The 23,228-nt window shown below is 75.7% G+C and carries 24 protein-coding genes; 11 read left to right on the top strand and 13 right to left on the bottom strand.

Features of this window, described 5'->3' with window-relative positions; all coding sequences use genetic code 11:
• Nucleotides 1-33 precede the first annotated feature (33 nt).
• A complete protein-coding gene (locus ACIQBJ_RS06260) occupies nucleotides 34-1,026 on the top strand; it encodes a YdcF family protein (RefSeq protein ID WP_400704384.1) in 993 nt (330 codons plus the stop codon).
• A 164-nt stretch (nucleotides 1,027-1,190) separates the two neighbouring features.
• On the opposite strand, the gene ACIQBJ_RS06265 is transcribed toward ACIQBJ_RS06260, so the two are convergent.
• Both ACIQBJ_RS06265 and ACIQBJ_RS06270 read right to left on the bottom strand, forming a co-directional pair.
• Complete coding sequence (locus tag ACIQBJ_RS06265) at nucleotides 1,191-1,901, bottom strand: alpha/beta hydrolase (protein WP_400704387.1); 711 nt, start codon at nucleotides 1,899-1,901, stop codon at nucleotides 1,191-1,193.
• 22 nt (nucleotides 1,902-1,923) lie between these two features.
• A complete protein-coding gene (locus tag ACIQBJ_RS06270; RefSeq protein WP_400704390.1) occupies nucleotides 1,924-2,856 on the bottom strand; it encodes a 1-phosphofructokinase family hexose kinase in 933 nt (310 codons plus the stop codon).
• Nucleotides 2,857-3,102: 246 nt separating this feature from the next.
• Between ACIQBJ_RS06270 and ACIQBJ_RS06275 the strand changes: the two genes are divergently transcribed.
• Nucleotides 3,103-3,951, top strand: a complete 849-nt coding sequence (locus ACIQBJ_RS06275) for an EamA family transporter (RefSeq protein ID WP_400704393.1) — start codon at nucleotides 3,103-3,105, stop codon at nucleotides 3,949-3,951.
• A gap of 124 nt (nucleotides 3,952-4,075) precedes the next feature.
• On the opposite strand, the gene ACIQBJ_RS06280 is transcribed toward ACIQBJ_RS06275, so the two are convergent.
• Nucleotides 4,076-5,449 (bottom strand): PLP-dependent aminotransferase family protein, encoded by a 1,374-nt coding sequence (locus ACIQBJ_RS06280; RefSeq protein WP_400705811.1) that lies wholly within the window; start codon nucleotides 5,447-5,449, stop codon nucleotides 4,076-4,078.
• A gap of 109 nt (nucleotides 5,450-5,558) precedes the next feature.
• Here ACIQBJ_RS06280 and ACIQBJ_RS06285 point away from each other — a divergent pair, with 109 nt between their 5' ends.
• On the top strand, nucleotides 5,559-6,545 hold the full coding sequence (locus tag ACIQBJ_RS06285; protein WP_400704396.1) for a DMT family transporter: 987 nt from the start codon (nucleotides 5,559-5,561) through the stop codon (nucleotides 6,543-6,545).
• Here ACIQBJ_RS06285 and ACIQBJ_RS06290 read toward each other — a convergent pair.
• Nucleotides 6,509-6,958 (bottom strand): hypothetical protein, encoded by a 450-nt coding sequence (locus ACIQBJ_RS06290; RefSeq protein ID WP_400704399.1) that lies wholly within the window; start codon nucleotides 6,956-6,958, stop codon nucleotides 6,509-6,511. The genes ACIQBJ_RS06285 and ACIQBJ_RS06290 overlap by 37 nt on opposite strands.
• 16 nt (nucleotides 6,959-6,974) lie before the next feature.
• Complete coding sequence (locus ACIQBJ_RS06295) at nucleotides 6,975-7,472, bottom strand: hypothetical protein (protein WP_400704402.1); 498 nt, start codon at nucleotides 7,470-7,472, stop codon at nucleotides 6,975-6,977.
• A gap of 142 nt (nucleotides 7,473-7,614) precedes the next feature.
• On the opposite strand from ACIQBJ_RS06295, the gene ACIQBJ_RS06300 reads away from it, so the two are divergent.
• On the top strand, nucleotides 7,615-8,871 hold the full coding sequence (locus tag ACIQBJ_RS06300) for an MFS transporter (protein ID WP_400704405.1): 1,257 nt from the start codon (nucleotides 7,615-7,617) through the stop codon (nucleotides 8,869-8,871).
• A gap of 59 nt (nucleotides 8,872-8,930) precedes the next feature.
• Here ACIQBJ_RS06300 and ACIQBJ_RS06305 read toward each other — a convergent pair whose 3' ends face one another.
• Both ACIQBJ_RS06305 and ACIQBJ_RS06310 read right to left on the bottom strand, forming a co-directional pair.
• Nucleotides 8,931-10,025 (bottom strand): sugar ABC transporter substrate-binding protein, encoded by a 1,095-nt coding sequence (locus ACIQBJ_RS06305; RefSeq protein WP_400704408.1) that lies wholly within the window; start codon nucleotides 10,023-10,025, stop codon nucleotides 8,931-8,933.
• Between the two features lie 161 nt (nucleotides 10,026-10,186).
• Nucleotides 10,187-11,155, bottom strand: a complete 969-nt coding sequence (locus tag ACIQBJ_RS06310; protein ID WP_400704411.1) for an EamA family transporter — start codon at nucleotides 11,153-11,155, stop codon at nucleotides 10,187-10,189.
• A gap of 251 nt (nucleotides 11,156-11,406) precedes the next feature.
• Here ACIQBJ_RS06310 and ACIQBJ_RS06315 point away from each other — a divergent pair, with 251 nt between their 5' ends.
• Both ACIQBJ_RS06315 and ACIQBJ_RS06320 read left to right on the top strand, forming a co-directional pair.
• Entirely contained in the window at nucleotides 11,407-12,867 is a 1,461-nt protein-coding gene (locus ACIQBJ_RS06315; RefSeq protein ID WP_400704414.1) for a lipase maturation factor family protein, read from the top strand.
• 256 nt (nucleotides 12,868-13,123) lie between these two features.
• On the top strand, nucleotides 13,124-15,088 hold the full coding sequence (locus ACIQBJ_RS06320; protein ID WP_400704417.1) for a hypothetical protein: 1,965 nt from the start codon (nucleotides 13,124-13,126) through the stop codon (nucleotides 15,086-15,088).
• Between the two features lie 66 nt (nucleotides 15,089-15,154).
• Here ACIQBJ_RS06320 and ACIQBJ_RS06325 read toward each other — a convergent pair whose 3' ends face one another.
• Together ACIQBJ_RS06325 and ACIQBJ_RS06330 are read right to left on the bottom strand one after the other, a co-directional pair.
• Nucleotides 15,155-15,739, bottom strand: coding sequence for a DUF3592 domain-containing protein (locus tag ACIQBJ_RS06325; RefSeq protein ID WP_400704420.1), 585 nt, complete (start codon nucleotides 15,737-15,739; stop codon nucleotides 15,155-15,157).
• A gap of 57 nt (nucleotides 15,740-15,796) precedes the next feature.
• On the bottom strand, nucleotides 15,797-16,225 hold the full coding sequence (locus ACIQBJ_RS06330; RefSeq protein ID WP_400704423.1) for a DoxX family protein: 429 nt from the start codon (nucleotides 16,223-16,225) through the stop codon (nucleotides 15,797-15,799).
• Between the two features lie 228 nt (nucleotides 16,226-16,453).
• On the opposite strand from ACIQBJ_RS06330, the gene ACIQBJ_RS06335 reads away from it, so the two are divergent.
• Nucleotides 16,454-16,636 carry a hypothetical protein gene (locus ACIQBJ_RS06335; RefSeq protein ID WP_400704426.1) on the top strand — a complete coding sequence of 61 codons (183 nt, stop codon included), beginning with the start codon at nucleotides 16,454-16,456 and terminating at the stop codon, nucleotides 16,634-16,636.
• A gap of 27 nt (nucleotides 16,637-16,663) precedes the next feature.
• Nucleotides 16,664-16,984, top strand: coding sequence for a UBP-type zinc finger domain-containing protein (locus tag ACIQBJ_RS06340; protein WP_400704429.1), 321 nt, complete (start codon nucleotides 16,664-16,666; stop codon nucleotides 16,982-16,984).
• Nucleotides 16,985-17,006: 22 nt separating this feature from the next.
• Here ACIQBJ_RS06340 and ACIQBJ_RS06345 read toward each other — a convergent pair whose 3' ends face one another.
• The gene (locus ACIQBJ_RS06345; protein WP_400704432.1) at nucleotides 17,007-17,468 is read right to left on the bottom strand and encodes a nucleoside deaminase; all 462 of its coding nucleotides are present in this window, start codon (nucleotides 17,466-17,468) and stop codon (nucleotides 17,007-17,009) included.
• Nucleotides 17,469-17,557: 89 nt separating this feature from the next.
• Nucleotides 17,558-18,643 (bottom strand): DUF5937 family protein, encoded by a 1,086-nt coding sequence (locus tag ACIQBJ_RS06350; protein ID WP_400704435.1) that lies wholly within the window; start codon nucleotides 18,641-18,643, stop codon nucleotides 17,558-17,560.
• Between the two features lie 99 nt (nucleotides 18,644-18,742).
• Between ACIQBJ_RS06350 and ACIQBJ_RS06355 the strand changes: the two genes are divergently transcribed.
• The 3 genes from ACIQBJ_RS06355 to ACIQBJ_RS06365 all read left to right on the top strand — a co-directional run bounded on the left by ACIQBJ_RS06355 (nucleotide 18,743) and on the right by ACIQBJ_RS06365 (nucleotide 22,288).
• Nucleotides 18,743-20,014, top strand: a complete 1,272-nt coding sequence (locus ACIQBJ_RS06355; RefSeq protein WP_400704438.1) for an MFS transporter — start codon at nucleotides 18,743-18,745, stop codon at nucleotides 20,012-20,014.
• A gap of 61 nt (nucleotides 20,015-20,075) precedes the next feature.
• A complete protein-coding gene (locus tag ACIQBJ_RS06360) occupies nucleotides 20,076-20,987 on the top strand; it encodes an EI24 domain-containing protein (RefSeq protein WP_400704441.1) in 912 nt (303 codons plus the stop codon).
• 68 nt (nucleotides 20,988-21,055) lie between these two features.
• Entirely contained in the window at nucleotides 21,056-22,288 is a 1,233-nt protein-coding gene (locus tag ACIQBJ_RS06365) for a cytochrome P450 (protein ID WP_400704444.1), read from the top strand.
• Nucleotides 22,289-22,353: 65 nt separating this feature from the next.
• On the opposite strand, the gene ACIQBJ_RS06370 is transcribed toward ACIQBJ_RS06365, so the two are convergent.
• Nucleotides 22,354-22,611 carry a Prokaryotic metallothionein gene (locus ACIQBJ_RS06370; RefSeq protein ID WP_400704447.1) on the bottom strand — a complete coding sequence of 86 codons (258 nt, stop codon included), beginning with the start codon at nucleotides 22,609-22,611 and terminating at the stop codon, nucleotides 22,354-22,356.
• Between the two features lie 111 nt (nucleotides 22,612-22,722).
• The gene (locus ACIQBJ_RS06375) at nucleotides 22,723-23,181 is read right to left on the bottom strand and encodes an Lrp/AsnC family transcriptional regulator (protein WP_400704450.1); all 459 of its coding nucleotides are present in this window, start codon (nucleotides 23,179-23,181) and stop codon (nucleotides 22,723-22,725) included.
• Between the last annotated feature and the right edge of the window lie 47 nt (nucleotides 23,182-23,228).

The raw sequence follows: 23,228 nt of genomic DNA on the forward strand, positions 1-23,228 counted from the left end.
GGCCGGGGCCGCCGCGTTCTCTAGGCTGGCCCCATGCTGCTGTACGCGCCCGCGCTCCTCTTCCTGCTGCTGTTCGGCGTCGGCGTGCTCCGCGACCGCCGCCGCTTCAGCAACGCCGTGTACCTCGGGCTCGGCGTCACCTTCCTCGCCTTCGCGCTGCTCGTCACCCTCGGCCGGAGCGACTCCGTCGCCGCCGAGGTCGTCCTGGTCGTGGTCGTGCTCGTCCCCGCGCTCGGCACCCTGGTGCTGGCCGGACTGCTGATCGCCAACGGCTTCAAGATGATCCGCAAGGAGGGCCGCCGCCCCGCCAACCTGCTCTCGCTGCTGTGCGGCCTCGGCATCCTGCTCGTCGTCGGCCTGCTGCTGGCCGCCACCCAGGCCGACTCGGCCGCCCTGGGGGTGGTCGCCCGCACCGTCTTCCTGGTCGCCAGCTACCTGTCCTTCCTGTACTGCTGCTTCATCGGCTACGCCTACCTGTACGGCCACCTGACGCCCCGCCAGGAGGTCGACTACGTGGTGGTGCTCGGCTCCGGCCTGATCGGCGGCACCCGCGTCCCGCCGCTGCTGGCCAGCCGCCTGGAACGCGGGCGCCGGCTGTACGAGGCGCAGGCCGCGCTCGGGCGCCCCCCGATGCTGATCGCCTCCGGCGGGCAGGGCCCCGACGAGCAGCTCCCCGAGTCGCACGCGATGGCCGCCTACCTGGAGGAGCGCGGCTTCCCCGCCGACCGGATCATCCGGGAGGACCGCTCCCGCACCACCGAGGAGAACCTCCGGTTCAGCGGCGCGATCATGTCCGCCGCCCACCCCGGCTACCACTGCGTCGTCGTCACCAACAACTTCCACGCCTTCCGCGCCGCGCTGCTGGCCCGCCAGGAGGGCGTCAACGGCCAGGTGGCGGGCTCCCCGACCGCCGCCTACTTCTGGCCCAGCGCCACCATCCGCGAGTTCGTCGCCGTCCTGGTCGCCCACAAGTGGGTCAACCTCGCCGTCTGCGCCCTGCTGGTCACGGTCTCGGTGCTGGACTGACGGACCGCCGCCCCCCGCACCGCAATCGTCCGGGGCCCGCTGGGGGCCGACGCTGCGGGTCCTGGTGGACGGGGAGGACCTGCTGGCGGAGGTGGTCGCCGCGGGCGGGCGCGGGCCGTTCGCCGCGGAACTCGCCCAGGCCGCCGCGCTGCTCTGACGGGGCGTCAGGGGGTGAGGGCGGCGGTGGTCAGGGTTTCGGCGGTGAGGTGGAGGGCCGCGCGGGCCGGTGGGGCGGGGGTGGGGAGGCAGCGGGCGGCGGTGGGGGAGTAGGCGGTGCCGATGACGCCCGCGTGGTCGGTGGGGGGTTCGGCCAGGGTGGCGGGGTGGCCGTGGGCGAGCAGGGCGGCGTGCAGTTCGCGGGTGCGGGCCGGGTCGACCACGGTGTCGGCGGTGCCGTGCAGCAGGTGGAACGGGACGCCGGGGGCGGCGGCGGGGAGGTCGTCCAGCGGGGTGGTGCCGGTGCTCGGCGCGGGCGTCGCGTACGAGCCCGCGAAGGCCACCACCGCGTCCGGGCGCCACCCGGCGAAGGCGGCCGGGTTCAGCGCGGCGCCCACCGCCGCCTTCGCCCCCAGCGACCAGCCCGCCAGCACCAGCCGCGCCCCGGCGGCGAGTTCGCGGGCCAGCGCGGCCGAGGCGAGCAGCTGGGCCCGCCCGACGTCCGGCGCGTCCGGCCGCCAGTCCGGGACGAGCACCCGCAGGCCGCGCGCGGCCGCGGCCCGGGCCAGCGGGGCGAGCACGTCCCGCTCGTCGGGCCCGCGCCCGTGCCAGAGCAGCACCACGGGCAGGCCGTCGGCCGCCCCGGCGCCGGGCCGGTGCAGGTCGGCCGGCCGGGCGTCCGGCCCGTACGGCAGGACAGTGGTGCGGACCTCGGTCACGGGCGGGCCTCCTGGGCGGGTGTCACGGTGCGGTGGAGGCTACCGGGTCGATCCGGGCGGCGGTCAGCGAGGCCCGCAGCCGGCGGTACGCGGCCGGGTCGAAGCGCCCGGCCCGGGGGTGCAGCACGGTGGCGGCGGAGAGCGCCACCGCGTCGGGCAGGATCGCCTGCCAGCCCGCGTTGCCGCCCAGCCCGGCGGCCAGCGCGGCGACGGCGGAGTCGCCCGCGCCGGTCGGGTTGCCGGTGACGGCGGCGGGCGGGGCGCAGCGCCACGCGCCGTGGCGGTCGACGGCGAGCAGGCCGCCCGGGCCGAGCGAGGCGAGCACCGACCGGGCGCCGCGCCGCAGCAGCAGGCGGGCGGCGTCCAGCGGGTCGGGCAGGCCGGTGGCGGCGGTCAGCTCGGCCGCGTTCGGCTTGATCGCGGTGGGGTGGGCCGGCAGCGCGGCGAGCAGCGCCGGGCCGTCCGCGTCGAGCACCACCGGGAGGCCGAACTCCCGTCCGAGCGCGACCAGTTCGGCGTAGCCGTCGGCGGGCGCGCCGGGCGGGAGGCTGCCGGAGAGGACCAGTACGCGGGCCCCCGGCAGCTGCCGGGCGGTCTCGGCGAGCAGCGCGTCCCACTCGGCGGCGGCCAGTTCCGGGCCGGGTTCGTTGAGCGCGGTGGCGTCCTCGGCGTCGACCACGGTGACGGTGCGCCGGGTGTCGGCGGCGATCGGCACCACGGCGTGGTCCAGCCCGGCGGCGGCCAGTTCGGCCCGGACGGCCTCGCCGGTCGGCCCGCCGAGCGGCAGCACGCAGCGGGCGGGGTGGCCCAGCGCGGTGAGTACCCGGGCCACGTTGACGCCCTTGCCGCCCGCCTGGGCGGCCACCCCGGCGACCCGGTTGCTGCTGTGCGGCCGGAAGCCCGGCACGGTGTAGGTGACGTCCAGCGCCGGATTGGGTGTGACGGTCAGGATCACGGCGGACGGCCCCCCGGGCAGCGAGTCGAACGGGAATGGTTGATCGAAGCTGCTCGATCATATCGAGATTCGCGCAGCTTCGAGCAAGAGCGAGATGTGATTCGGGTGGATCGGCCGACGGAACGGCCGATGTCGGTCGGCGGAACGTTCGGGGGCGGTGGCGGGCGGCGCACGGCCGGAGGCTAAGTTGGCTGTACATCTTTTGGTGCGCCCGCCCGGCGGAGCGCCCGCCGGAGGGGGAGTCGAGTGACCGAGGGCGCCGTCCCGATCGTGGTGCTGGCCGCCGCGCTGCTGCACGCGGTGTGGAACGCGCTGGTGCACGGCGTGCGCGACCGGCTGGCCGGAGTGGCGCTGATGAACACGGTCTTCGTGGCGTGCGGCGCCGTCCTCGCGCTGTTCTTCGCCCCGCCCGGCCTGGCCGCGCTCCCGTACCTGCTGGCCTCCACCGCGCTCCAGACCGGCTACCAGCTGCTGCTGGCCCGGGCCTACCGGCTCGGCGACTTCGGCCAGATGTACCCGATCGCCCGCGGCACCTCGCCCGCGGTGGTGGTGCTGCTCGCCGCGACCGTCCTGCACCACCCCGTGCCGGCCGGGCAACTCGCCGCGATCGCCGTCATCTCGCTCGGCCTGGCCGGGCTCACCCTGGTCGGCGGACGGCCCGGACGGGCCCAACTCCCGGCACTGGCCGCCGCGGTGGGCAACGGCGTGCTGATCGCCGGATACACCGTGGTGGACGCGGGCGGCGTCCGGGCCGCCTCCTCGCCGGGCGGCTACATCGCCTGGATGTTCCTGCTCCAGGGCCTCGCCGTGCTCGCCGCCGTCACCGCCCTGCGCGGCCGCACCCTGCTGCCCGCCCTGCGCGAGGGCCGCGCGATCGGCCTGGCCGGCGGCCTGATGTCGCTCGCCGCCTACGGCCTGGTGGTCTGGGCCCAGACCGTCGGCGACCTGCCCACCGTCGCCGCCCTGCGCGAGGCCTCGATCGTGATCGCCGCCCTGATCGGCACCCTGGTCCTGCGCGAACGCCTCGGCACGATGCGCCTGGCCGCCAGCGCCACCGTGCTGACCGGCATCGCCCTGCTGGAGTTCGCGCACTGACGCCCGCGGCGCGCGCCCGGCCCGGTGTCGGTCGACTGCCGGGTCGGGTCGGAGGGTCGGGGAGGGGTGGTCGGCATGGGCCCTGCCGGGGTTCGGGCGCCGACGTGTGCGGCGGGTGGGGCGGTCAGGTCAGGGTGGCCAGGGCCCGGGCCAGTTCTGTCGCTGCGGTGGCGAGTTGGGTGTGGTTCTCGGCGGCGGCGAGGCTGATGCGGGTGCGGGGTGCGGGTTCGGCGGTGAAGTAGCCCGGGCCGGGGGAGACGGCGACGCCCTGGCGGAGGGCGGCGGCGGTGAAGGCGGCCGGGTCGACCGGGGCGGGCAGGGTCAGCCACAGGTGGAAGCCGCCGCGCGGCAGGCGGGGCGGCAGCAGGGTCGGGGCGTGTTCGGTCAGGGCGGCGGCCATCACCTGCCGGCGGTCCGTCAACTCCCGGGCCAGTGTGCGGAGGTGGCGCGTCCAGTCGGGGGAGGTGACCAGTTCCAGGGCGGCCTCCTGGAGCGGGCGGGGGACGAAGAAGGAGTCCACCGCCTGGACGGCGCGCAGCCGGGCCAGCGCCGGGCCGCGGGCCACCAGTGCGCCCACCCGCAGGCTCGGCGAGGCGGCCTTGGTGAGCGAGCGGACGTGCACCACCGTGCCGTCCGGGTCGTCGGCGGCCAGCGGCGGCGGGAGTTCGGGGGCGTCCGCGTGGGCGAGCAGCCGGGCGAAGTCGTCCTCGACCACGAACGCCCCGGCCCGCTTCGCGGCGGCCAGCACCGCCCGCCGCCGACCGGCGGCCAGGACGACGCCGGTCGGGTTCTGGAACAGCGGCTGGCAGACGAACAGCCGGGCCCCGGACACCGCGAACGCCTCCGCCAGCCGTTCGGGGCGCACCCCGTCCTCGTCGACCGGCACCGGGACGGGGCGCAGGCCCGCGGCCCGGGCGATCGCCAGCAGGCCCGGGTAGGTGGGGGACTCGACCAGCACCGGCGCGCCGGGCGGGGCGAGCGAGCGCAGCGCGGTGGTGAGCGCGCTCTGCCCACCCGCGGTGACCAGCACCTCGGCGGCCGTGACGCCGCCGCCCAGCGTGCGGGCGAACCAGTCGCGCAGCTCCGGCAGGCCCTCCAGCGGCGGGCGGCCCCAGGCGCCGGGGCGGCGGGCGGCCCGGGCCAGCGCCCCCGCCAGCGCCCGTTCGGGGAGCAGCGAGGCGTGCGGGTAGCCGCTGTTGAGGTCGATCACCTCGGCCTGTGGCAGGGTGAGCGCCGCCAGCACCCCGGAGGCGTCCACCACCCGGGCGGGCGGCGCGCCCGCCTCGGCGCTGAGCGCCACCTCCTGCCAGGAGAAGTCGCCGCGCGGGGCGGCCGCCGGGCGCGGCTCGGCCCGGAACACACCCGCGCCCGGCCTGGTCACCACCACGCCCTCCGCGGCCAGCTCGCGGATCGCCCGGGACACCGAGACCGGGCTGACCCGGTGGCGCTCCACCAGCTCCCTGCTACTCGGAATCCGCTCGCCGGGCGAGTAGCGCATCACTTCGGCGCGCAGCGCGACCGTCAGCTCCTGAACCGTCACCAGCAGCCCTTCGCCTCGGAGTTCCGGACCGCTGGCCCCGCGTGCGGCGGAACTGCTACCGTCCTTTATGTCAGCACAGAATAGCGCTACTGTCCTTCGCCCGATAGCGGTCACCGGCTCCGCGCAGGCCGCCCTCGGGGTGCTCTCCTTCTCGTTCAGCTTCCCCGCCACCGCCTGGGCCCTGGAGGGCTTCGGCCCCTGGACGGTCACCGGCCTGCGCGGCGTGCTGGCCGCGCTGATCGCCGGGGCCTGCCTGCTCGCCACCGGCGCCCGCGTCCCGCCGCGCTCCGCCTGGCCGGGGCTGGCGGCCGTCGCCGCGGGCTGCGCGGTCGGCTTCCCGCTGCTGTCCACGCTGGCGCTGCGGATCTCCTCCACCGCGCACTCCGCCGTGGTGATCGGCCTGCTGCCGCTGGCCACCGCCGCCGTCGCCGCGCTGCGCTCCGGCTCCCGCCCGCCGCGCGCGTTCTGGCTCGCCGCGCTCGCCGGGGCCGCCGTGGTGCTGGCCTTCACCGTCCAGCAGAGCGGCGGCGCCGGGTTCACCACCGCCGACCTCTACCTGTTCGGCGCGCTGGTGGTCTGCGCGGTCGGCTACGCCGAGGGCGGGCGGCTGGCCCACAGCCTGCCCGGCTGGCAGGTGATCGCCTGGGGCGTGGTCGCCGCGCTGCCCGTCACCGCGCTCACCGGCGCGCTCGCCCTCGCCGTCGAGCCCGTCCACTGGACCTGGCACGGCGTCACCGGCCTCGGCTACCTGGCGGCCGTCTCCCAGTTCGGCGGCTTCGTCGTCTGGTACCGGGGCATGGCCGCGATCGGCGTCCCCCGGGCCAGCCAGCTCCAGCTCGCCCAGCCGCTGCTGACGCTCTGCTGGGCCGTCCTGCTGCTCGCCGAGACGCTGCCCGCCACCGCCGTGCCCGCCGCGCTCGCCGTGGTCGCCTGCATCGCCGCCACCCAGCGCGCCGCCCGCCCGAAGACCCCCGCGACGGTTCGGACCCCCGCGACGGCCCAGGCCCCCGCGACGGCTCAGGCTTCCTCCGGGCCGCGGGGCGCCACCCCGTAGAACAGCCGCTCCCCGCCCGCCGCCGCCCGCCGGGCCAGCCCGGTCAGCGGGGCCAGGGCGGCGAGCGTCCCGACCGGCAGCGGCCGGCCGTACGGGCGCAGGGCCAGCAGCCCGGTCGGCGGGGTGCCGGCCAGCCCCGCGAGGACGGCCGGGTGCAGCTCGTACGCCCACGGGCCGGTGCGCCACGGGTGCCCGGCGGGCACCAGGCAGCCCGGCCACGGGACGGTGGGCCACACCGTGCAGGTCAGCCCCTCCGTTTCCGCGGCCGCGGGGAGCAACTCCTCCAGCAGGTCGAGGACGGCGGCGGAGACGTCCGGCACGGTGTCGAACACCTCGCGCGGGGCGCCCGCCGGGAGGACGGCCCGGACGGCGGGCGCGTCCCGGGCACGGAAGACGTCGATCAGGTCGTCCACCGGGCGTCCCGTCCCGTCAGGCCGCCGCCGTCAGGGCGCAGAACATCGGCTGCCCGGCCTTCCGGGCCCGGCGCGCCAGGATCGACAGGTGGTGGATCAGCGTCATCAGGGCCACCGGCTCGGCGGCCTTCAGCTCGTCCGAGCGCCCCCACGCGGCGGCCAGTTCGGGGAGGTGGCGGCGCTCGATGCCGGCCAGCGCGTCCCGGGTCTCCTCGGTGAGCCGGACCACCCACGGGCCGGTCATCCACGGGTCCTCGAAGTCGATCGCGGTGCCCGGCCCCTCCGCGTCCCAGGGCTGCGGCCCGGTCGGCCAGACCGACGCGTCGGGGCCGGCCTTCTCGGCGGACTGCTCGCCGCGCGCGGCGGCCACCAGGTGCGGCAGGACGGTGGTCGGGTCGATCCGCAGGGCCCGCACCGTGTCGAACGCCTCGGCGGGCGGCTGCTCCGCCTTCGCCATCACTTGCTGCACCGCGGCCTCGTCAGCTGCCCGGAAGTAGTCGGTCCGCAGGTCCATGTCGCACGCTCCCCTCGCTCGGCAAGGTGCCCAGTGGACCACGCCGGGCGTCGTCCTGGGTACCGGGTCACCGTCCTGTGATCCGGCTCCCAGTCGTCAGGAAGGCGTTCCGCCAACGAAGTTCGGGCACTATCTTCTGCCTGTGCCACCGCCCGCGCCCGCCCTGTCGCCGCCCCCGGCCCCCGCCCCGCCCGCCGCCCGGCGGCCCGGCAACCGCCCGCTGCGGGTGCTGCTGGGCGCGTCCGTGCTGGCCAACACCGGGGACGGCGTGCTGCGGACGGGCCTGCTGCTGGTGGTGGCCCGGCTGACCCGCTCGGCGGACGCCTCCTCGTTGGTGATGGCGGTGACCACGCTGCCCTGGCTGCTGTTCGGCATCCCGGCCGGGCTGCTCGCCGACCGGGCCGGCCGGAAGACCCTGATGCTGGCCGCGGACGGGGCCCGCGCGCTGCTGATCCTGGCCATCGGCGCGGCCGCCGCCCTGGACGCGCTCCCGCTCGCCCTGCTGCTGGCCCTGGCGTTCCTGGTCGGCGTCGCCGAGACGGTCTTCAACACCAGCAGCGAGACGGTGCTGCCCACCGTCGTCCCGCCCGCCGAACTGGCCCGCGCCAACGGGCAGTTGGCCACCACCGTGCGGGTCACCGGCCAGTTCGTCGCCCCCGCGCTGGCCGGCTGGCTGACCGCGCTGGCCGCCCCCGTGGCCTTCCTGGTCGCGGGCGCCGGCTACCTGGGCTCGATGCTGCGGCTGACCGCCCTGCCGAAGGACGCCGGCCGCGTCCCGCCGGAGGAGCGCGCCCGGCCCGGCCGGACCGGGGCCCGGACCGGCCTGCTGTTCCTGGCCCGGAACCGCGGGCTGCGGGTCATCACCCTGGCCGGGGCGCTCACCACCCTCGCCAACACGTCCTTCCTGGCCCTGTTCGTGGTGTACGCGACCACCGGCCCGCCGCACCTCGGCGACGCGGGCTACGGCCTGCTGCTCAGCTCCGTCGGCGTCGGCACCGCCGTCGGCTCGCTCACCGCGCACCGGGCCGAGCGCCGCTTCGGCACCCGGGCGGTGCTGTGCGCGACCCGGCTCGGCTGGGGGCTGATGTTCGCCGCGCCCGCCGTCCTGGACGGCGTGCCGCTGTTCGCGGCGATGACGGCGGGCTCCGCGCTCGGCGGCATGTGGGGCGTGCTGACCACGACGATCCGCCAGCGGCTGACCCCGCCGGGGGTCCGTGGCGCGGTCGGCGGCGCCTACCGGGCCGTCATCATGAGCGCGATGCCGACCGGCGCGGCCGTCGGCGCGCTGCTCCAGCGCCTGCTGGGCACGCCCGGCACCTTCCTGCTGTTCGGGGCCGCCATGGTGGTGCTGGCCGTCCCGGTCTGGCGCGCCGTCCCGGCCGGCGGGCCGCCGGACTGAGACGGGGCGGGCGCGGCACCTCCGCACAGGGTGCCGCGCCCGCCCCGGACCGCGGGGGCTCAGAAGCCCGGGACGCCGGCGTCCTTGCAGGCCTTGGCGTACTGCGGGGTGCAGATCTCCTCGGCCTTGTAGAGGCCGCCGTCGACGACGGTCTCCACCACCTTCGCCTTGGTGACGACGATCGGGGTGAGCAGCATCGAGGGGATCTGCTCGTCGCCGGACTTGGTGACGGTGGACGCCACCGAGGTCACGTCGATGCCCTTCACCAGGTAGACCGCCATGTTGGCGGCGGCCTCGGCCTCCGGCTGGTACGGCTTGTAGATGGTGTACGCCTGGTCGCCGGTGAGGATGCGGCGGACCGCGTCCAGCGAGGCGTCCTGCCCGCCGACCGGCACGTCGGTGCGGCCGGCCTTGTGCAGCGCGTCGATGATCGCGCCGGCCATGCCGTCGTTGGCCGAGTACACGGCCTGGAAGCCGTTCTTGCCGAGCTTGGCGATCGCCTCGTCGACCTTGGCGGAGGCCACCTCGGGCTTCCACTCGCCGGACTGCTCGTAGGCGATCCGCTTGACCTTGCCGTCCAGCGCCCGGTGCGCGCCGGCCTTGAAGTCGCCCGCGTTGGGGTCGGTCTCCGCGCCGTTGATCATCACGATCTCGGCGTCCGCGGCCTTCTTGCCGCGCTGGCCGAGCGCGTCCAGCAGGGCCTGGCCCTGCAGTTCGCCGGTGCGCTGGTTGTCGAAGGAGATGTACGCGGCGACCTTGCCGGCCGCCAGCCGGTCGTAGGCGATGACCTTGGTGCCCTGCTTGGCGGCGGCCTCCACCCACGGCGCGGTGGCCGAGGCGTTCACCGGGTCCAGCAGGATCACCTTGACGCCGCGCGCGAGCAGCGCGTCGAACTGCTCCTTCTGGACCTTCTCGTCGCCGTCGGCGTTGGCGTAGTCGAGGGTGCACCGGGTGCACAGCCCGGTGACGGAGGCCTCGATCAGCGGCTTGTCGAACGCCTCGTAGCGGGTGGAGGAGGTGCGCTCGGGCAGCAGCAGGCCGATCGCCTGGCTGCCCGAGGACGACGAGGGCTTGTCGTTCCCGCAGGCGGCGAGCGACAGCGCCATCGACACGGCGGCCGTGCCGATGACGAGTCGACGCGTCATCGAGTTCATGGTGGGTGGTGCCTCCCTGACGGCGCCGCGTCCCTGCGGCGAGGTGAAGGGGAGTCAAGCCCACCCATCATGTGTCGTCAAGAAGTAAATCATTGGTCGAGATGAAGCGACCAAGTCGTTACCTTCTTGAAGGCATATCGGGAGAATCGGGCGGAGATCGTTCAGCGCTGGTTGCGCGCCACCAGGAACACCCCGCCGACCACGATCCCGCCGCCGACCAAGATCGGCCAGGTCAGCGACTCGGACAGGAACAGCCAGCCGAGCAGCACCGCCACCACCGGGTTGACGTAGGCGTAGGTGGCGACCAGCGGCAGCGGTGCGCGCTGCAGCAGCCATGCATAAGACGTGAACGCGACAATGGAGCCGAACACCACCAGGTACCCCAGCCCCGCCCAGGACGCGCCCGACACCGCCCCCGGCTCGAACCGCCCCGGCTCGCCCCGGACGAAGGACAGCGCCAGCGCGCCCGCCGCGCCCGCCAGCATCTCGTACGCGCTCGCCACGAACGGATCGGCCGGCATCGGCAGCCGCCCCGCCAGCACCGAGCCCAGCGCCCACACCACCGCCGCGCCCACCACCAGCAGCAGGCCCGACAGTTCGACGTCCCCCGTCAGGCCCGGCCCCGTCAGCACCGCCAGGCCCACCAGCCCGACCAGCACGCCCGCCAGCGTCGCCCCGCCGGTCCGCCCGCCGAACACCCGGCGCAGCACCACCACCCACAGCGGCACGCTCGCCACCAGCAGCGCCGCCAGCCCCGACGGGACGGTCCGCTCCGCCAGCACCACCCCGCCGTTGCCGCCGGCCAGCAGCAGCAGGCCCACCAGCGCGGCGGAACCGAACTGGCGCCACGTCACCCGCAGCGCCCGGACGCCCTTGCGCACCGCGATGCCCGCCAGCAGCAGCGCCGCCGCGACGGCGAACCGCAGCGCGCCGGAGAGCAGTGGCGGCATGGTCTCCACCACCACCCGGATCGCCAGGTAGGTCGAACCCCACACCACGTACACGATGCCGAGCGCCGCCCAGACCGCCGCGCCCAGCCCGGCCGGGCGGGCGTCGGCGGGAGGTTCCGCACGGTTCTGCGGGGCGGGACAGGCGGGTTCGGCGGCGGGCTGCGGAGAGGTCGCGGACATGTGCGTCTCCTTGTCTTGGTCCTGACAGGGTGTTCGGCGGAATGAGACCACACTCCGGCCCCGCCCGGCAGGGGGTTTCGGCAGGCGATATGCGCGGAGCCCCGCCGCCGCACGCCGGACAGGGCCGACCGGATGAACCGGCGCACCACCGCGCCGCCACCCGCCCCGCCCCGGCCGCGCCGGATGGTAGGCATGGGGGCGGCCCGGCGCGGCCGACCCGGGAGCGCGCCGCCGACGGGAGGAGCGGCCGCGTGGCATGGTTCGCCGCCCCCGAGTACCGGATCGCCCGGGAAGCGTTCCTGCGCCTGCTCGCCCTCGTCTACTGCTGCGGATTCCTCGCCGCCGCCCGCCAGTTCCGCGCCCTGCTCGGCAGCCGCGGCCTGCTCCCCATCCCGCGCCACCTGGCCCGCGTCCCGTTCCGCCGTGCCCCCAGCCTCTACCACTGGCACTACAGCGACCGCCTCTACGCCGCCCTCGCCCGGACCGGACTCGCCCTCGCCGCCGCCCTGCTGGCCGGCGCCGCGAACCTGGTGCCCACCCCCGCCGCCATGGCCGCCTGGGCCGTGCTCTGGGTCCTCTACCTCTCCGTCGTCAACACCGGGCAGACCTGGTACGCCTTCGGATGGGAGTCCCTGCTGCTGGAGGCCGGCGCGCTCGCCGTGTTCCTCGGCAACACCCGGGTCGCCCCGCCGCTGCTCGGCATGTGGCTGCTGCGCTGGCTGCTGTTCCGGGTCGAGTTCGGCGCCGGACTGATCAAATGGCGCGGCGACGCCTGCTGGCGCCGCCTCACCTGCCTCTACCACCACCACGAGACCCAGCCGATGCCCGGACCGCTCAGCTGGTTCTTCCACCACCTGCCCCGCCCGCTGCACCGGATCGAGGCCGCCGCCAACCACCTCGTCCAACTGGCCGTCCCCTTCGGCCTGTTCCTCCCGCAGCCGATCGCCTCCTGGGCCGCCCTGCTGATGATCGCCACCCAGCTCTGGCTGATCGCCTCCGGCAACTTCGCCTGGCTGAACTGGCTCACCGTCGCCCTCGCCCTCGGCGTCCTCGACACCGGCACCCTGCGCCGCGTCCTCCCGCTCGCCCCCGACCCGCCCTACCCGCCCCCGCCCGCCTGGTACGCCGTCCCGGTGGCCGCCTACACCCTCCTCGTCCTGGTCCGCTCCCCGGGCCCCGTACGCAACCTGCTCTCCCCCCGGCAGCGGATGAACCGCTCCTACGACCCGCTCCACCTGGTCAACAGCTACGGCGCGTTCGGCACCGTCAACCGCGTCCGGTACGAGATCGTCCTCGAAGGCACCCGCGACGTTCACGGGCAGGACGGCTGGCAGGAGTACGAATTCCCCGGCAAGCCCGGCGAACTCCGCCGCCTGCCCAGGCAGTTCGCGCCCTACCACCTGCGCCTCGACTGGCTGATGTGGTTCGCCGCGATCTCCCCGTCCTACGCCCGCCCCTGGTTCCGCCCGCTGCTCGCCCGCCTGCTCGTCAACGACCCCGACACCCTCCGCCTGCTGCGCCGCAACCCCTTCCCCGACACCCCGCCCGCCCTGGTCCGGGCCCGGCTGCACCGCTACCGCTTCACCGACGGCCGCGAACTCGCCGCCACCGGGGCCTGGTGGCACCGCGACCCCGTCCGCGACTACCAACCGCCCGTCGGCCTCGCCGAACTCCGCCACCTCCTCCCCGCGCTCCCCGGAGCCGCCCGGTGACCCCGCCCGACGCCCGCCCCCCGCCCGGGCCGGGCGTACTGTCGGTGCCGCTCCCTACCGTCCCTACCGTACGAACCGCACGGCCGGGCCCCGCGCCCGCCGCCACCGGTCCGCCCCGGCCCGGCAATTCGCAAGGACCCGCTGCGTGCACGCCTCGAACGCGCACCCGTATTCTGGCCTCCCGCGACGCCACCGCCGCCGCACCCACCCCACCCGCCCCCCTGCCCGCCACACGCCACGAACCGGACTTCATCACATGACAGTGCGCACCCTGAACGACGCCGACGACACCGCGTCCGACGCCGCGTCCGCGGCCGTGTCCGCAGCCGTGTCCGCGACGGACGGCGAGACCCGCCAGAGCACCCGCGAGGAACTCGGCCGCTTCGCCGACCAGGGCGGCTTCACCCTCACCGCCGACACCAACCCCTGGCTGGAGGCCGCCGAGACCCTCACCGGTCCCGAGGAGGCCCGCGCCGCCTCCACCGTCCTCGCCGAACTCCGCAGCCGCGACACCCGCGCCGTCGGCCGCGCCGCCAACGCCATCGCCGACAAGGCCGGCCTGCGCATCCCCGACACCCTCGGCGGCCTCACCACCCTGCTCGACCTCCTCCAGCGCGTCCACGCCACCACGGCCACGCTGCGCCCCGAGGTCTACGCCCGCGACCTCGGGCAGCTCGCCGCCGCCACCGGCACCGGCGCCTACCGCAAGGCCGTCGGCGCCAAGCTCGGCTGGAACCAGCGCCGCGGCCTGCGCACCCAGGCCCGCGCCCTCTCCGCCTCCGGCACCCGCCGGGCCGACCTGCACACCGCGCTCGTCGCGGCCGAGGCCGCCCACCGCGACTGGACCGCGCTCGCCGAGGAGGGCTCGCGCCCCGCGGTCCCCGTCGACGGCGCCCTCCTCACCGAGACCGCCAACGTCGTCGAATCCCTCGCCGACGCCGTCCGCTCGCTCGCCCGCCTCCTCCCCGAGCGCGCCCTCGACTCCCTCCCGCTGGCCGAACTCGCCGACCTCGTCGACCGCCTGGCCGCCGACGAAGGCACCCTCTACCGCCTCTCCGCCCTCCGCCAGCTCCGCCTCGAACTCGCCGAACAGGGCCTCGGCGACCTGCTCGAAGAACTCACCGAGCGACAGGCCGACAAGGACGCCGCCCTCGCCGCCTACGACCGCCACCACGCCGCCCGCACCGCCCTGGCAGCGGGTCCGCGCCAGGCGACGGACGACGCGACCGAGGCCGAGGTTGCGGCCGAGCCCGAGCCCGAGGCCGTTGTCGAGGTCGCGGAGCCGGAGACCGAAGCGGTCGAGCCGGCCGCCGAGGTTGCCGAGTCCGAGGTCGAGCCGGAGGTTGCGGCCGAGCCCGAGGCCGTTGTCGAGGCTGCGGAGCCGGAGACCGAAGCGGTCGAGCCGACTGCTGAGGTCGAGGCCACCGCGGCTGAGGTCGAGCCGGAGGCAGTCGTCGAGCCCGAGGCCGTCGAGCCGGACGTCGAGGTCGAGGTCGAAACCGAAGCTGTCGAGGCTGCGGAGGCTGAGCCCGAGGCCGTCGAACCGGAGACCGAAGCGGTCGAGTCGGCCGTCGATCCGGAGGTTGCTGCTGAGCCCGAGGCTGTTGAGGTGGTTGCCGAGGCGGAGCCCACCGTCGAAGCCGCCGAGCCGGTCGTCGAGGCCGAGCCGGAGGCGGAAGCCGTTGAGGCGGAGCCGGTCGCCGAGCCTGTCATCGAGGAGCCTGTGGTCGAGGCCGTCGCCGAGGCGGAGCCGGAAGCTGTCGTCGAGCCGGAGGCCGAAGCCGTCGAGGCGGAGCCGGTCGTCGAAGCGCCTGCCGAGGTCGAGCCGGTCGTCGAAGCGGTCGAGGCCGTTGTCCCGGAGGCCGAGCCCGTCGTCGAGCCGGAGGTCGAAGCCGTCGAGGTGGAGCCGGTCGTCGAAGCGCCTGCCGAGGTCGAGCCGGTCGTCGAAGCGGTCGAGGCCGAGCCCGTCGTCGCCGAGCCTGTTGTCGAGGCCGTCGCCGAGGTCGGGCAGGCGGTTCGGCCCGAGGTGGTGCCCGGGAAGCCGATCACGGGCTATGCGGCGGAGGAACTGGTCGCGCTGGTGGCCTGGTTGGACGCCGACGGCACCTCGCGCAGTGACGACGAGCTGCTGCGGGCGGCCATGAAGGAGCTCGGGTTCGCCCGGCTCGGGCCGCGGATCAAGGAGGCGCTGGGCGCCGCCGTCTCGTCCGTGCGGGCCTGACGCGCCGTCAGGAAGTGAAAGGGCGCCCGTCGTTGCGGAATTCTCGCGGCGGCGGGCGCCCTCGTTTCACGGGGCGGGGTGCAGGGCGGTGGCCAGGGCTGCCGCGGACATGGCCAGGCCGGCCAGGAGGAGGGGGACGGGGATGAGCAGGGTGAGGGTGAGGCGGGCGTAGAGGTCGGTTCTGAAGTTTCTGGCGCGGCGGACCAGTTGGGGGTTCTTCGGGTCGTAGCGGAGTCGGTGGTGCTCGCCGGTGGCCTCGCCCTCCTCGGTCCAGGCGGTGTAGGTCCGGGCGGTTCCGGTCTCGTCGACGAAGGCGTATTCGGCGTAGGAGCGGGACCGGACTTCGCCGTCGCCGAGGTCTTCGACCCGTCGGACGTGGCCGGTGAGGGCGGCGGGGACGGTCACCCCGCGGCGGTGCAGGATCAGGGGGGCGGGGAGTCCGCGCAGGCCGCGGGTGGTGAGGACAGCTCCGGTCACGGCGGTGGGCAGGCCGACGGCCCAGAGGGGGACGGCGTGGCCCTGTCCCGGGGCGAGATGGCTGAGGACGAGGGCGAAGCCGGGCAGGTAGAGCCAGGCGCCCGCCTTCCAGGGGGCGTTGAACCAGTGTCGTGGTGATCGGGCCGGTCGGGTGGGCGCATCCTGCTCGGACATGCCCGGAGTCTCGCACCGGTCGGGGACGCACCGTCCGCGGGGGGTGGCCCGTCCGGCTCAGCGGGTGCGGCGGAGGAGGGCGGCGGTCTCGGCACGCCGGTGCCAGGCGACGACGGCCAGCGGCACCATGAAGAGGAACGGGGTTCCGGCGTTCTCGCCGTGCATCGCGGTGAGCTGGGTGACGAACGCGAACAGCAGGAACACGATCAGGCCGGTCGCGGCCGGACCGGCCAGTCGGCGGACCAACAGGCCGACCGCACCGGCGAGTTCGACCAGGCCCGTGAGGTACATGAACCAGTGGCCGACCCCGATGGCGTCGAAGACGGTGGTGGCGGCGGGCAGGGCGAGGAGCTTGGGCAGCGCGCTGGCCAGGGCGAAGAAGAGGGCGAGCAGGACGCGCAGCGCCCACACCGTCCGGACGGCGGCCTTGCCGGGCTTGGCGGTGGAAACGGCGGTGGAGTCAACTGCGGTGGTGGTGCTGGACATTGTTCAGGTCTCCCCGGTGGGTCGTGGTTGCTTTCACCCGTTGGACGACCGCCGTCGCAGGAACTCATCGGTCCCGGAGGGGAAAAGTTCTCCGGCGGAGGGCGGGGCGTCGGGGAGCAGGACGAACCCCCGGTTCGTCACCCGTCCCGGGCGAGCCGCTCGGCCGGTCGGGGGCGTCCTCGGAAATTCGCAGGCGTGGAACGGTGCGGGCAGGTCAGACTGTGGGCCATGCATTCCGAACACGCGTCCTGGCAGCTCTTCTCCGACACTGCCACCCACGAGCCCCTCGCCCGGGCGCGGGCGCCGCTGCCCGCCAGCCGGTCGCCCTTCCTGGAGCCGGCGGCGACGGCCGAGTGGGAGCAGGCGTCGGACGCCGACCTCCGGCACGTCGCGGCGCCGCTCGCCGGCTGACCGGCCCGCCCGCGTATCGTGGGCAGGGTGGACGGACGGCGTGAGTGGCGGGTGGCGGCGGACCCGGGCCTGGTCGTGCAGCGGGCCTGCACCCACCTGGACGGGCTGCGGGAGGTCGCCGCGCACGCGGTGCCGGGCTGCGAGGAGTGCCTGCGGAGCGGCACCGCCTGGGTCCACCTGCTGGCCTGCCTGAGCTGCGGGCACGTCGGCTGCTGCGACAGTTCGCCCGGCCGGCACGCCCACCGGCACGCGCACGCCGCCGACGGTCACCCCCTCGCCCGCTCGCTCCGCCCCGGCGAGGACTGGGCCTGGTGCTACCCCGACGAGCTCTACCTGCGCCCGGCCTGAGCCGTCGGCGGCAGGGCGCGCCTCAGGCGCCGATGTCCTCGTGCCAGAGGTCGGGGCGGGCCGCGACGAAGTCGGTCATCAGGGCTGTGCAGTGCGGGTCGTCGAGCAGGGTGATGCCGGTGCCGTGGGCGGCGAGCCAGTCGTGGCCGCCGGTGAAGGTGGCGGACTCGCCGATCACGACGTGGCCGATGCCGAACTGGCGGACCAGGCCCGAGCAGTACCAGCACGGCGAGAGCGTGGTGACCATCACGGTGTCGCGGTAGCCGCGCAGCCGGCCGGCGGCGCGGAACGCCGAGGTCTCGGCGTGCGTCGAGGGGTCGCCGTCCTGGACGCGGCGGTTGTGGCCGCGGCCGAGGAGTTCGCCGTCCAGCCGGAAGAGCGCCGCGCCGATCGGGATGCCGCCCTCCGCGAGACCGGCCTCCGCCTCCGCCACCGCGACCCGCAGCCACTCCCGGGCCCGCTCCACCGTCACCCGACCGTCCATCGGCCACCTCCTCACCCGGGGAGCATTCCCCGCCGCAGGGCGCGCCGCGCCGGACGCCGGGCACCGGTTGCGCCCCGCTGCGCCCGGCTTCAGCGAAGGACGGCCGCCAGGAGGTCGGTGCCGAGGGCGGTGGTGGCGGCCAGGTCGAGGGCGTGGTGGACGTGGCGGCCCCGGCGGGTCGCCGTGAGCAGGCCCGCGCGGCGCAGGACGGCGAGGTGGCGGGAGACCTCGGGCGGGGTCAGCTCCCAGGCGCGGGCGAGTTCGCCGGTGGTGTGCGGGCCGCGGGCCAGCGTGCGGACCAGGCGCAGCCGGACGGGGTGGGCGAGGGCGTCCAGGCGCTGGGCGACGGTGTCCAGCGGGACGGGCACGGGGTGCCCGCCGCCCGCCGCCGGGTACTGGACCACGGGCTGCCAGCCCGGGGCGTACACGGCGACCAGGTGCGGGTCACCGAAGACGCTGGGCAGGAAGGTGACCCCGGCCGGACCGGCCTGGGCGGTGGAGTCCTGCAGCTTGTCGAGGACCAGCGAGCCGCCGTCGGGGGTCAGCGCGACGGCCGCCGAGACCTCCGCGAGCGCGGCGGCCGTGCCCTGACGGCGGCTCAGCTCGGTCTTGTCGCGGACGTCCCGGCCCAGCCGGGCCGCGAGCGCGGGCCACTCGGCGTCGAAGAAGGCGTCGGCGCACTGCTCCAGGGTCTCCCGGACCCGGGCCCGGACCGCCGGCGGATCGGCCAGCAGGCGCTCCGCGAAGGCTTCCTGGACGGGGCCGCGGGCCTGCGCCCGGTCCAGCGCGTCGGCCCGGGCGGCCGGGTCGTGCAGCGGGGAGCGCCCGGCGAAGGTGCGCCGGTTCGAGCCGCAGGTGGTGACCAGGGCCGCGTGCGCGTACCGCTCGTCCCCGATCAGGTCGACCTCGTCCAGCTCCGCGTCCAGCGTGGCCCGGGGCCGGGCCGGCACCAGGAAGTCGGCCCGCGAGGAGCGCCACAGGAACTCCGCCTCGCGCAGCCGCTCCGCCAGCTCCGGCCGCAGGCCCGCCCACACCCCGGCCGCCCAGCCGGCCAGCCGCGGATGGTGCTCGGGCGAGGCCAGCACGTGCAGCATCGCGGTCAGTTCGGCGAGCGGCGAGACCCCGAACCGGATCCGCTCCGGCGGCGTCCCGGCGAGATCGATGCGCAGGGTCACCCCGGCATTCTCGCCGCTCACGGCCACCCCGGCGGCGCCGGTTGACGGAAAGCGTCAACCGACGTGACCGGCCGCCGCCCCCACCCGCACCGTGACGCCATGACCGCCACGACCACCGCCACCGCCACTACGGCCACCGCCGCTTCCACGGCCGCCGGAGCACGCCCCGGACTCCGCGGGCTCGTCCGGGCCGGCGGCGGGCCGCGCTACGCCGCCGCGCTGCTCGTCGACGCCCTCGGGACGGGGCTGCTGCGGCCGTTCCTGCTGCTGTACGGGATCACCGTCCTCGACCTGGGCGCGGCCACCACCGGCCTCGCCATGACGGGCGGGATCGTCGCCGGGCTGGTCTGCCTGCCGCCGCTCGGCCGCTGGCTCGACCGGGGCGCGCGCAGCACGGCGGTGGCCGCGTCGATGCTGGTGCGGGTGGCGGGCGTGGCGGCGCTGCTCGCGGCGCCCGTCGGCGGGGTCGCGCCGTTCGTCCTGGCCGCGCTGTTCCTCGGCGTCGGCAACCAGGCGTGGCCCGCCGCGCACGCGGCCCTGGTCGCCACCGTCGCCGAGGAGCACCTGCGGGACACCGTCCTCGCGGCGGCCCGCGCCGTCCGCAACGCCGGGCTCGGGGTCGGCGCGCTGCTCGCCACCGCCTGCCTGGCGGGCGGCCCGACGGCCCTGCGGGCGCTGGCGCTGGCCTCCGGACTCGGCTACCTGGCGGCGGCGGCGCTGGCCCGCTCGGTCCGGGTCCGGGCCCCGCACCGCCCCCGGGCACAGGAAGACGCACAGGAGCAGGAGCAGGAGCGGGGACGGGCGGGTGCATCCGGGCTGGGGGCGGTGCTGCTGGCGAACGTGGTGTACGTGTTCTGCCTGAACGTGCCCGAGGTGGCGCTGCCGCTGCTGCTGGTGACGGTCCTGCACGCCTCGCCGGCCTGGTCCGCGGCGGTGTTCGTGGCGAACACGGTGCTGGTGGTGGCGCTCCAGGTGCCGGTCACGGCCCGGGCGGCGGCCCGCCTGTCGCGGGCCCGGGTGCTGGCGCTGGCGGGGGTGGTGCTCGCCGCGAGCTACCTGGCGTTCCTGCCGGCCGCGCTGCTCGGGCCGCTCGCGGTCGCCCTGGTGTCGGTGCCCTGCACCCTCGGCGAGATCCTCTACGCGGGCAGCGCCACCGCCCTGGTCACCGCGCTGGCGCCGCCCGCCGCGCTCGGCCGCGCCCTGGCCCGCCTCCAACTCTCCACCGGCCTCGGCCTCGCCGTCTCCCCGGCCGTCCTCACCGCCCTGCCCCCGCTCGCCCTCTGGCCCGCCCTCGCCACCGGCACCCTCGCCGCCGCGGCCCTCGTCCACCGCACCGACCGCGCCGCCCGCACAGCACCGACCGGCACCTGACGACCCGTCGGGCGGCGGCCCTGGCGGCGAGGGTTCTTGGGGTTTCCTTTAAGGTGCGGGGATGCGAGATTTCGGGGCGGGATTGCGCTTCCTCTTCAACGGGCAGCGGTGGGTGGCGCGGCACGGCCGCTGGTGGGGCTTCGGGATGATCCCGGCGCTGATCACCCTGGTGGGGTACGTCGCGGTGCTGGCGGTGCTGATCACGTACGCGGGGGACCTCGCGGCCTGGGCGACGCCGTTCGCCGACGACTGGGCGGAGGGCTGGCGGGACACCCTCCGGGTGCTGGTCGGGGTCGCCGCGGTCGGCATGGGCGGTCTGCTCGCGGTGCTGACGTTCACGGCGGTGACGCTGCTGATCGGCGAGCCGTTCTACGAGTCGCTGTCGGCGAAGGTCGAGGAGACCGAGGGCGGCGGCCCGCAGAGCCCGGACGTGCCGCTGTGGCGGGAGCTGTGGGTCGCGGCGAAGGACAGCGTCGCGGTGCTGCTGCGCGCGGCGGCGTTCGGGATCGTGCTGTTCCTGTGCGGCTTCATCCCGGTGGTGGGGCAGACGGTGGTGCCGGTGCTGGGGGTGTGCGTCTCCGGGTTCTTCCTGACCGCCGAACTGACGGCCACGCCGCTGCAGAAGCGCGGCCTGTCGCAGAAGGAGCGGCTGCGGCTGCTGCGCTCGCGGCTGCCGATGGCGGTCGGCTTCGGCGCGGGCCTGGTGCTGACCTTCCTGGTCCCGGTGGCGACGGTGCTGGCGATGCCGGGCGCGGTCGCGGGGGCGACCCTGCTGGCCCGGGAGATCTCCCCGTACGAACCCCCGGCCGACGGGGAGGCGGACGAGGAGGCGGACGGGCCGGAGGGCGGCGCCGACGGCGGCGAGGGCGCTCCTGCGGGAGCGGCCGGCCAGGAGCCCCCGCACTACGACCCGAACCCGTACGGCACCCGGCTCGACAAGGGCCGCAACCCGTACGCCGATCCGCAGATCTGACAATCGAACCGATGACCGGCTGCGGTCGCGGCTTGACGTAGTGTCACCGGCTGCGCGATAACGTCCCCATGGCCGCACCCGTGGACGCCGCCCAGCGCGGCATCGATCTCGGCGACCCCGCGTTCTGGCGACTCCCGGAGGAGTCCCGGTACGCGGCGTTCGCCCGCCTGCGCGAACGCTCCGGCCCGGTCGGGTTCACCGACCGGGCCACGGGGCGGCGCTGCTGGGCGCTGGTCCGGCACGCGGACGTGACGGCGGCCAGCCGGGCCCCGCAGGTGTACCTCTCGGGCCCGGGCGTCACCTCGCCGGAACCGGCCCGCTGGGTGCGGGCGGTGTTCGGCGACTCGATGGTCAACCTGGACGACCCGCGCCACGCCGACCTGCGCCGGGTGGTCGGCCGGGCGTTCACGCCGCGGCTGCTCGCCAAGGTCGGGCAGGACATCGCCGACATCTCCGCCCACCTGGTCGACCGGCTGGAGCACGAGCGGCCCACCGACTTCGTCACGGCCGTGGCCGCCGAACTCCCGTACCGGGTGATCTGCTCGATGATGGGCATCCCGGAGGCGCAGCGCCGCCGCATCCTGGTCCGGACAGACCGCGCCGCCGCCCCGGCGGGAGTCGCCCGGCGCGGCCCGCGGGTGCCGGGACGCGGGCTGCGGGCCCTGGCCGCGATGCAGCTGACGGTCGCCGCGATCGGCCGCGAGCGCCGCCGCGAACCGACCGACGACCTGATCTCCGCCCTGGTCACCGCCGACGTGGACGGCCGCCGGCTGGGCGCCCGCGAACTGGGCGCGTTCTTCTCGCTGCTGCTGGTCGCGGGCGTGGAGACCACCCGCAACGCGCTCGCCCACGGCCTGCACCTGCTGACCGTCCACCCCGAGCAGCGGGCCCTGCTGCTCTCCGACCTGGACGCGCACCTCGGCGGCGCGGTCGAGGAGATCGTCCGCCACTCGACGCCGATCGTGCAGTTCCGCCGCACCGTGGCCGTCGACCACCGGTTGGCCGGAACCAGACTGGCCGCCGGCGACAAGGTGGTGCTGTTCTACGGCTCCGCCAACCGCGACGAGGCGGTCTTCCGCGACCCCGACACCTTCGACATCACCCGCTCGCCCAACCCCCACCTCGGCTTCGGCGGCGGCGGCCCGCACTTCTGCCTCGGCGCCCACCTGGCCCGCCAGGAGATGCGCACCCTCCTCCGCGAACTCCTCACCCGCCTCCCGGAGATCCGCTCCACGGCCGCGCCCGACCTCGTCCCGTCCTCCTTCGACCACCGCGTCCGCACCCTGCGCTTCACCTTCTGACCGACCGCACGGAGCGGGGCGGCCACCCGGGGTGGGTGGCCGCCCCGCTCCGTGCGGGTCGGGGGTCAGGACGGGCGGGTGCCCACCGTGTCGCGGACTTCCGCGCCCAGGACGCTGTTGGCCCGGGCGCAGTGGGCGCCGCAGAAGAAGCGGCCCGCGACTTCGACGCCGTGGCCGACGATCCGTACCGTGCACTGTTCGCAGCGCGGTGCCAGCTTCTCCATCGCGCACTCGAAACTGTCGAAGGTGTAGGTGTCGCCGGTGATCGTCCTGATCTCGAAGGACAGCCAGTAGTCGTTCTGGCACACCACGCAGACCGCCATCTCGGGGCTCCTCTCGCCGTACGGGTCCACCGCCGAGTCTTCGCCCGCACCGGGCGGGCGGCAATCGGCGGCGGTCCGAACGGGCCGGGGTCCACGGGAAGGGCGTGGCGGTCAGCCCGTGACGGGGATGCCGCCGTCCGCCTTCACCTGCTTCATCGTCAGGTGCGAGTGCACCTGCGCGATGCCGGGCAGGCCCGAGAGCACGTCGGTGACGAAGCGCTCGTACGCGGCCAGGTCGGCGACGGCGACCCGCAGCAGGTAGTCGGGGTCGCCGAACAGGCGGTGCGCCTCCACCACCTCGGGCAGCTCGGCCACCCGGCGCTCGAACTCGGCGACGGTGGCCCGGTCCTCGTGCCGCATCACCACCGTCACGAACGGCTGGAACGCCCGCCCGACCGCGACCGGGTCGAGCTGGGCCCGGTAGCCGCGGATCACGCCCTGCTGCTCCAGGTGCCGGACCCGGCGCAGGCACGGGGACGGTGTCAGGCCCACCCGGTCGGCGAGTTCGGCGTTGGTCAGCCGGCCGTCCTGCTGGAGCTCGTGGAGGATTCTGCGATCGAGGCGGTCCATGGCGCAACATTCTGCCAAACGGGCGGGCTGACCAGCCGAAACAGGTC

It is taken from the genome of Kitasatospora sp. NPDC088391 (assembly GCF_044753345.1).
In the GTDB taxonomy this organism is placed as follows: Bacteria; Actinomycetota; Actinomycetes; order Streptomycetales; family Streptomycetaceae; genus Kitasatospora.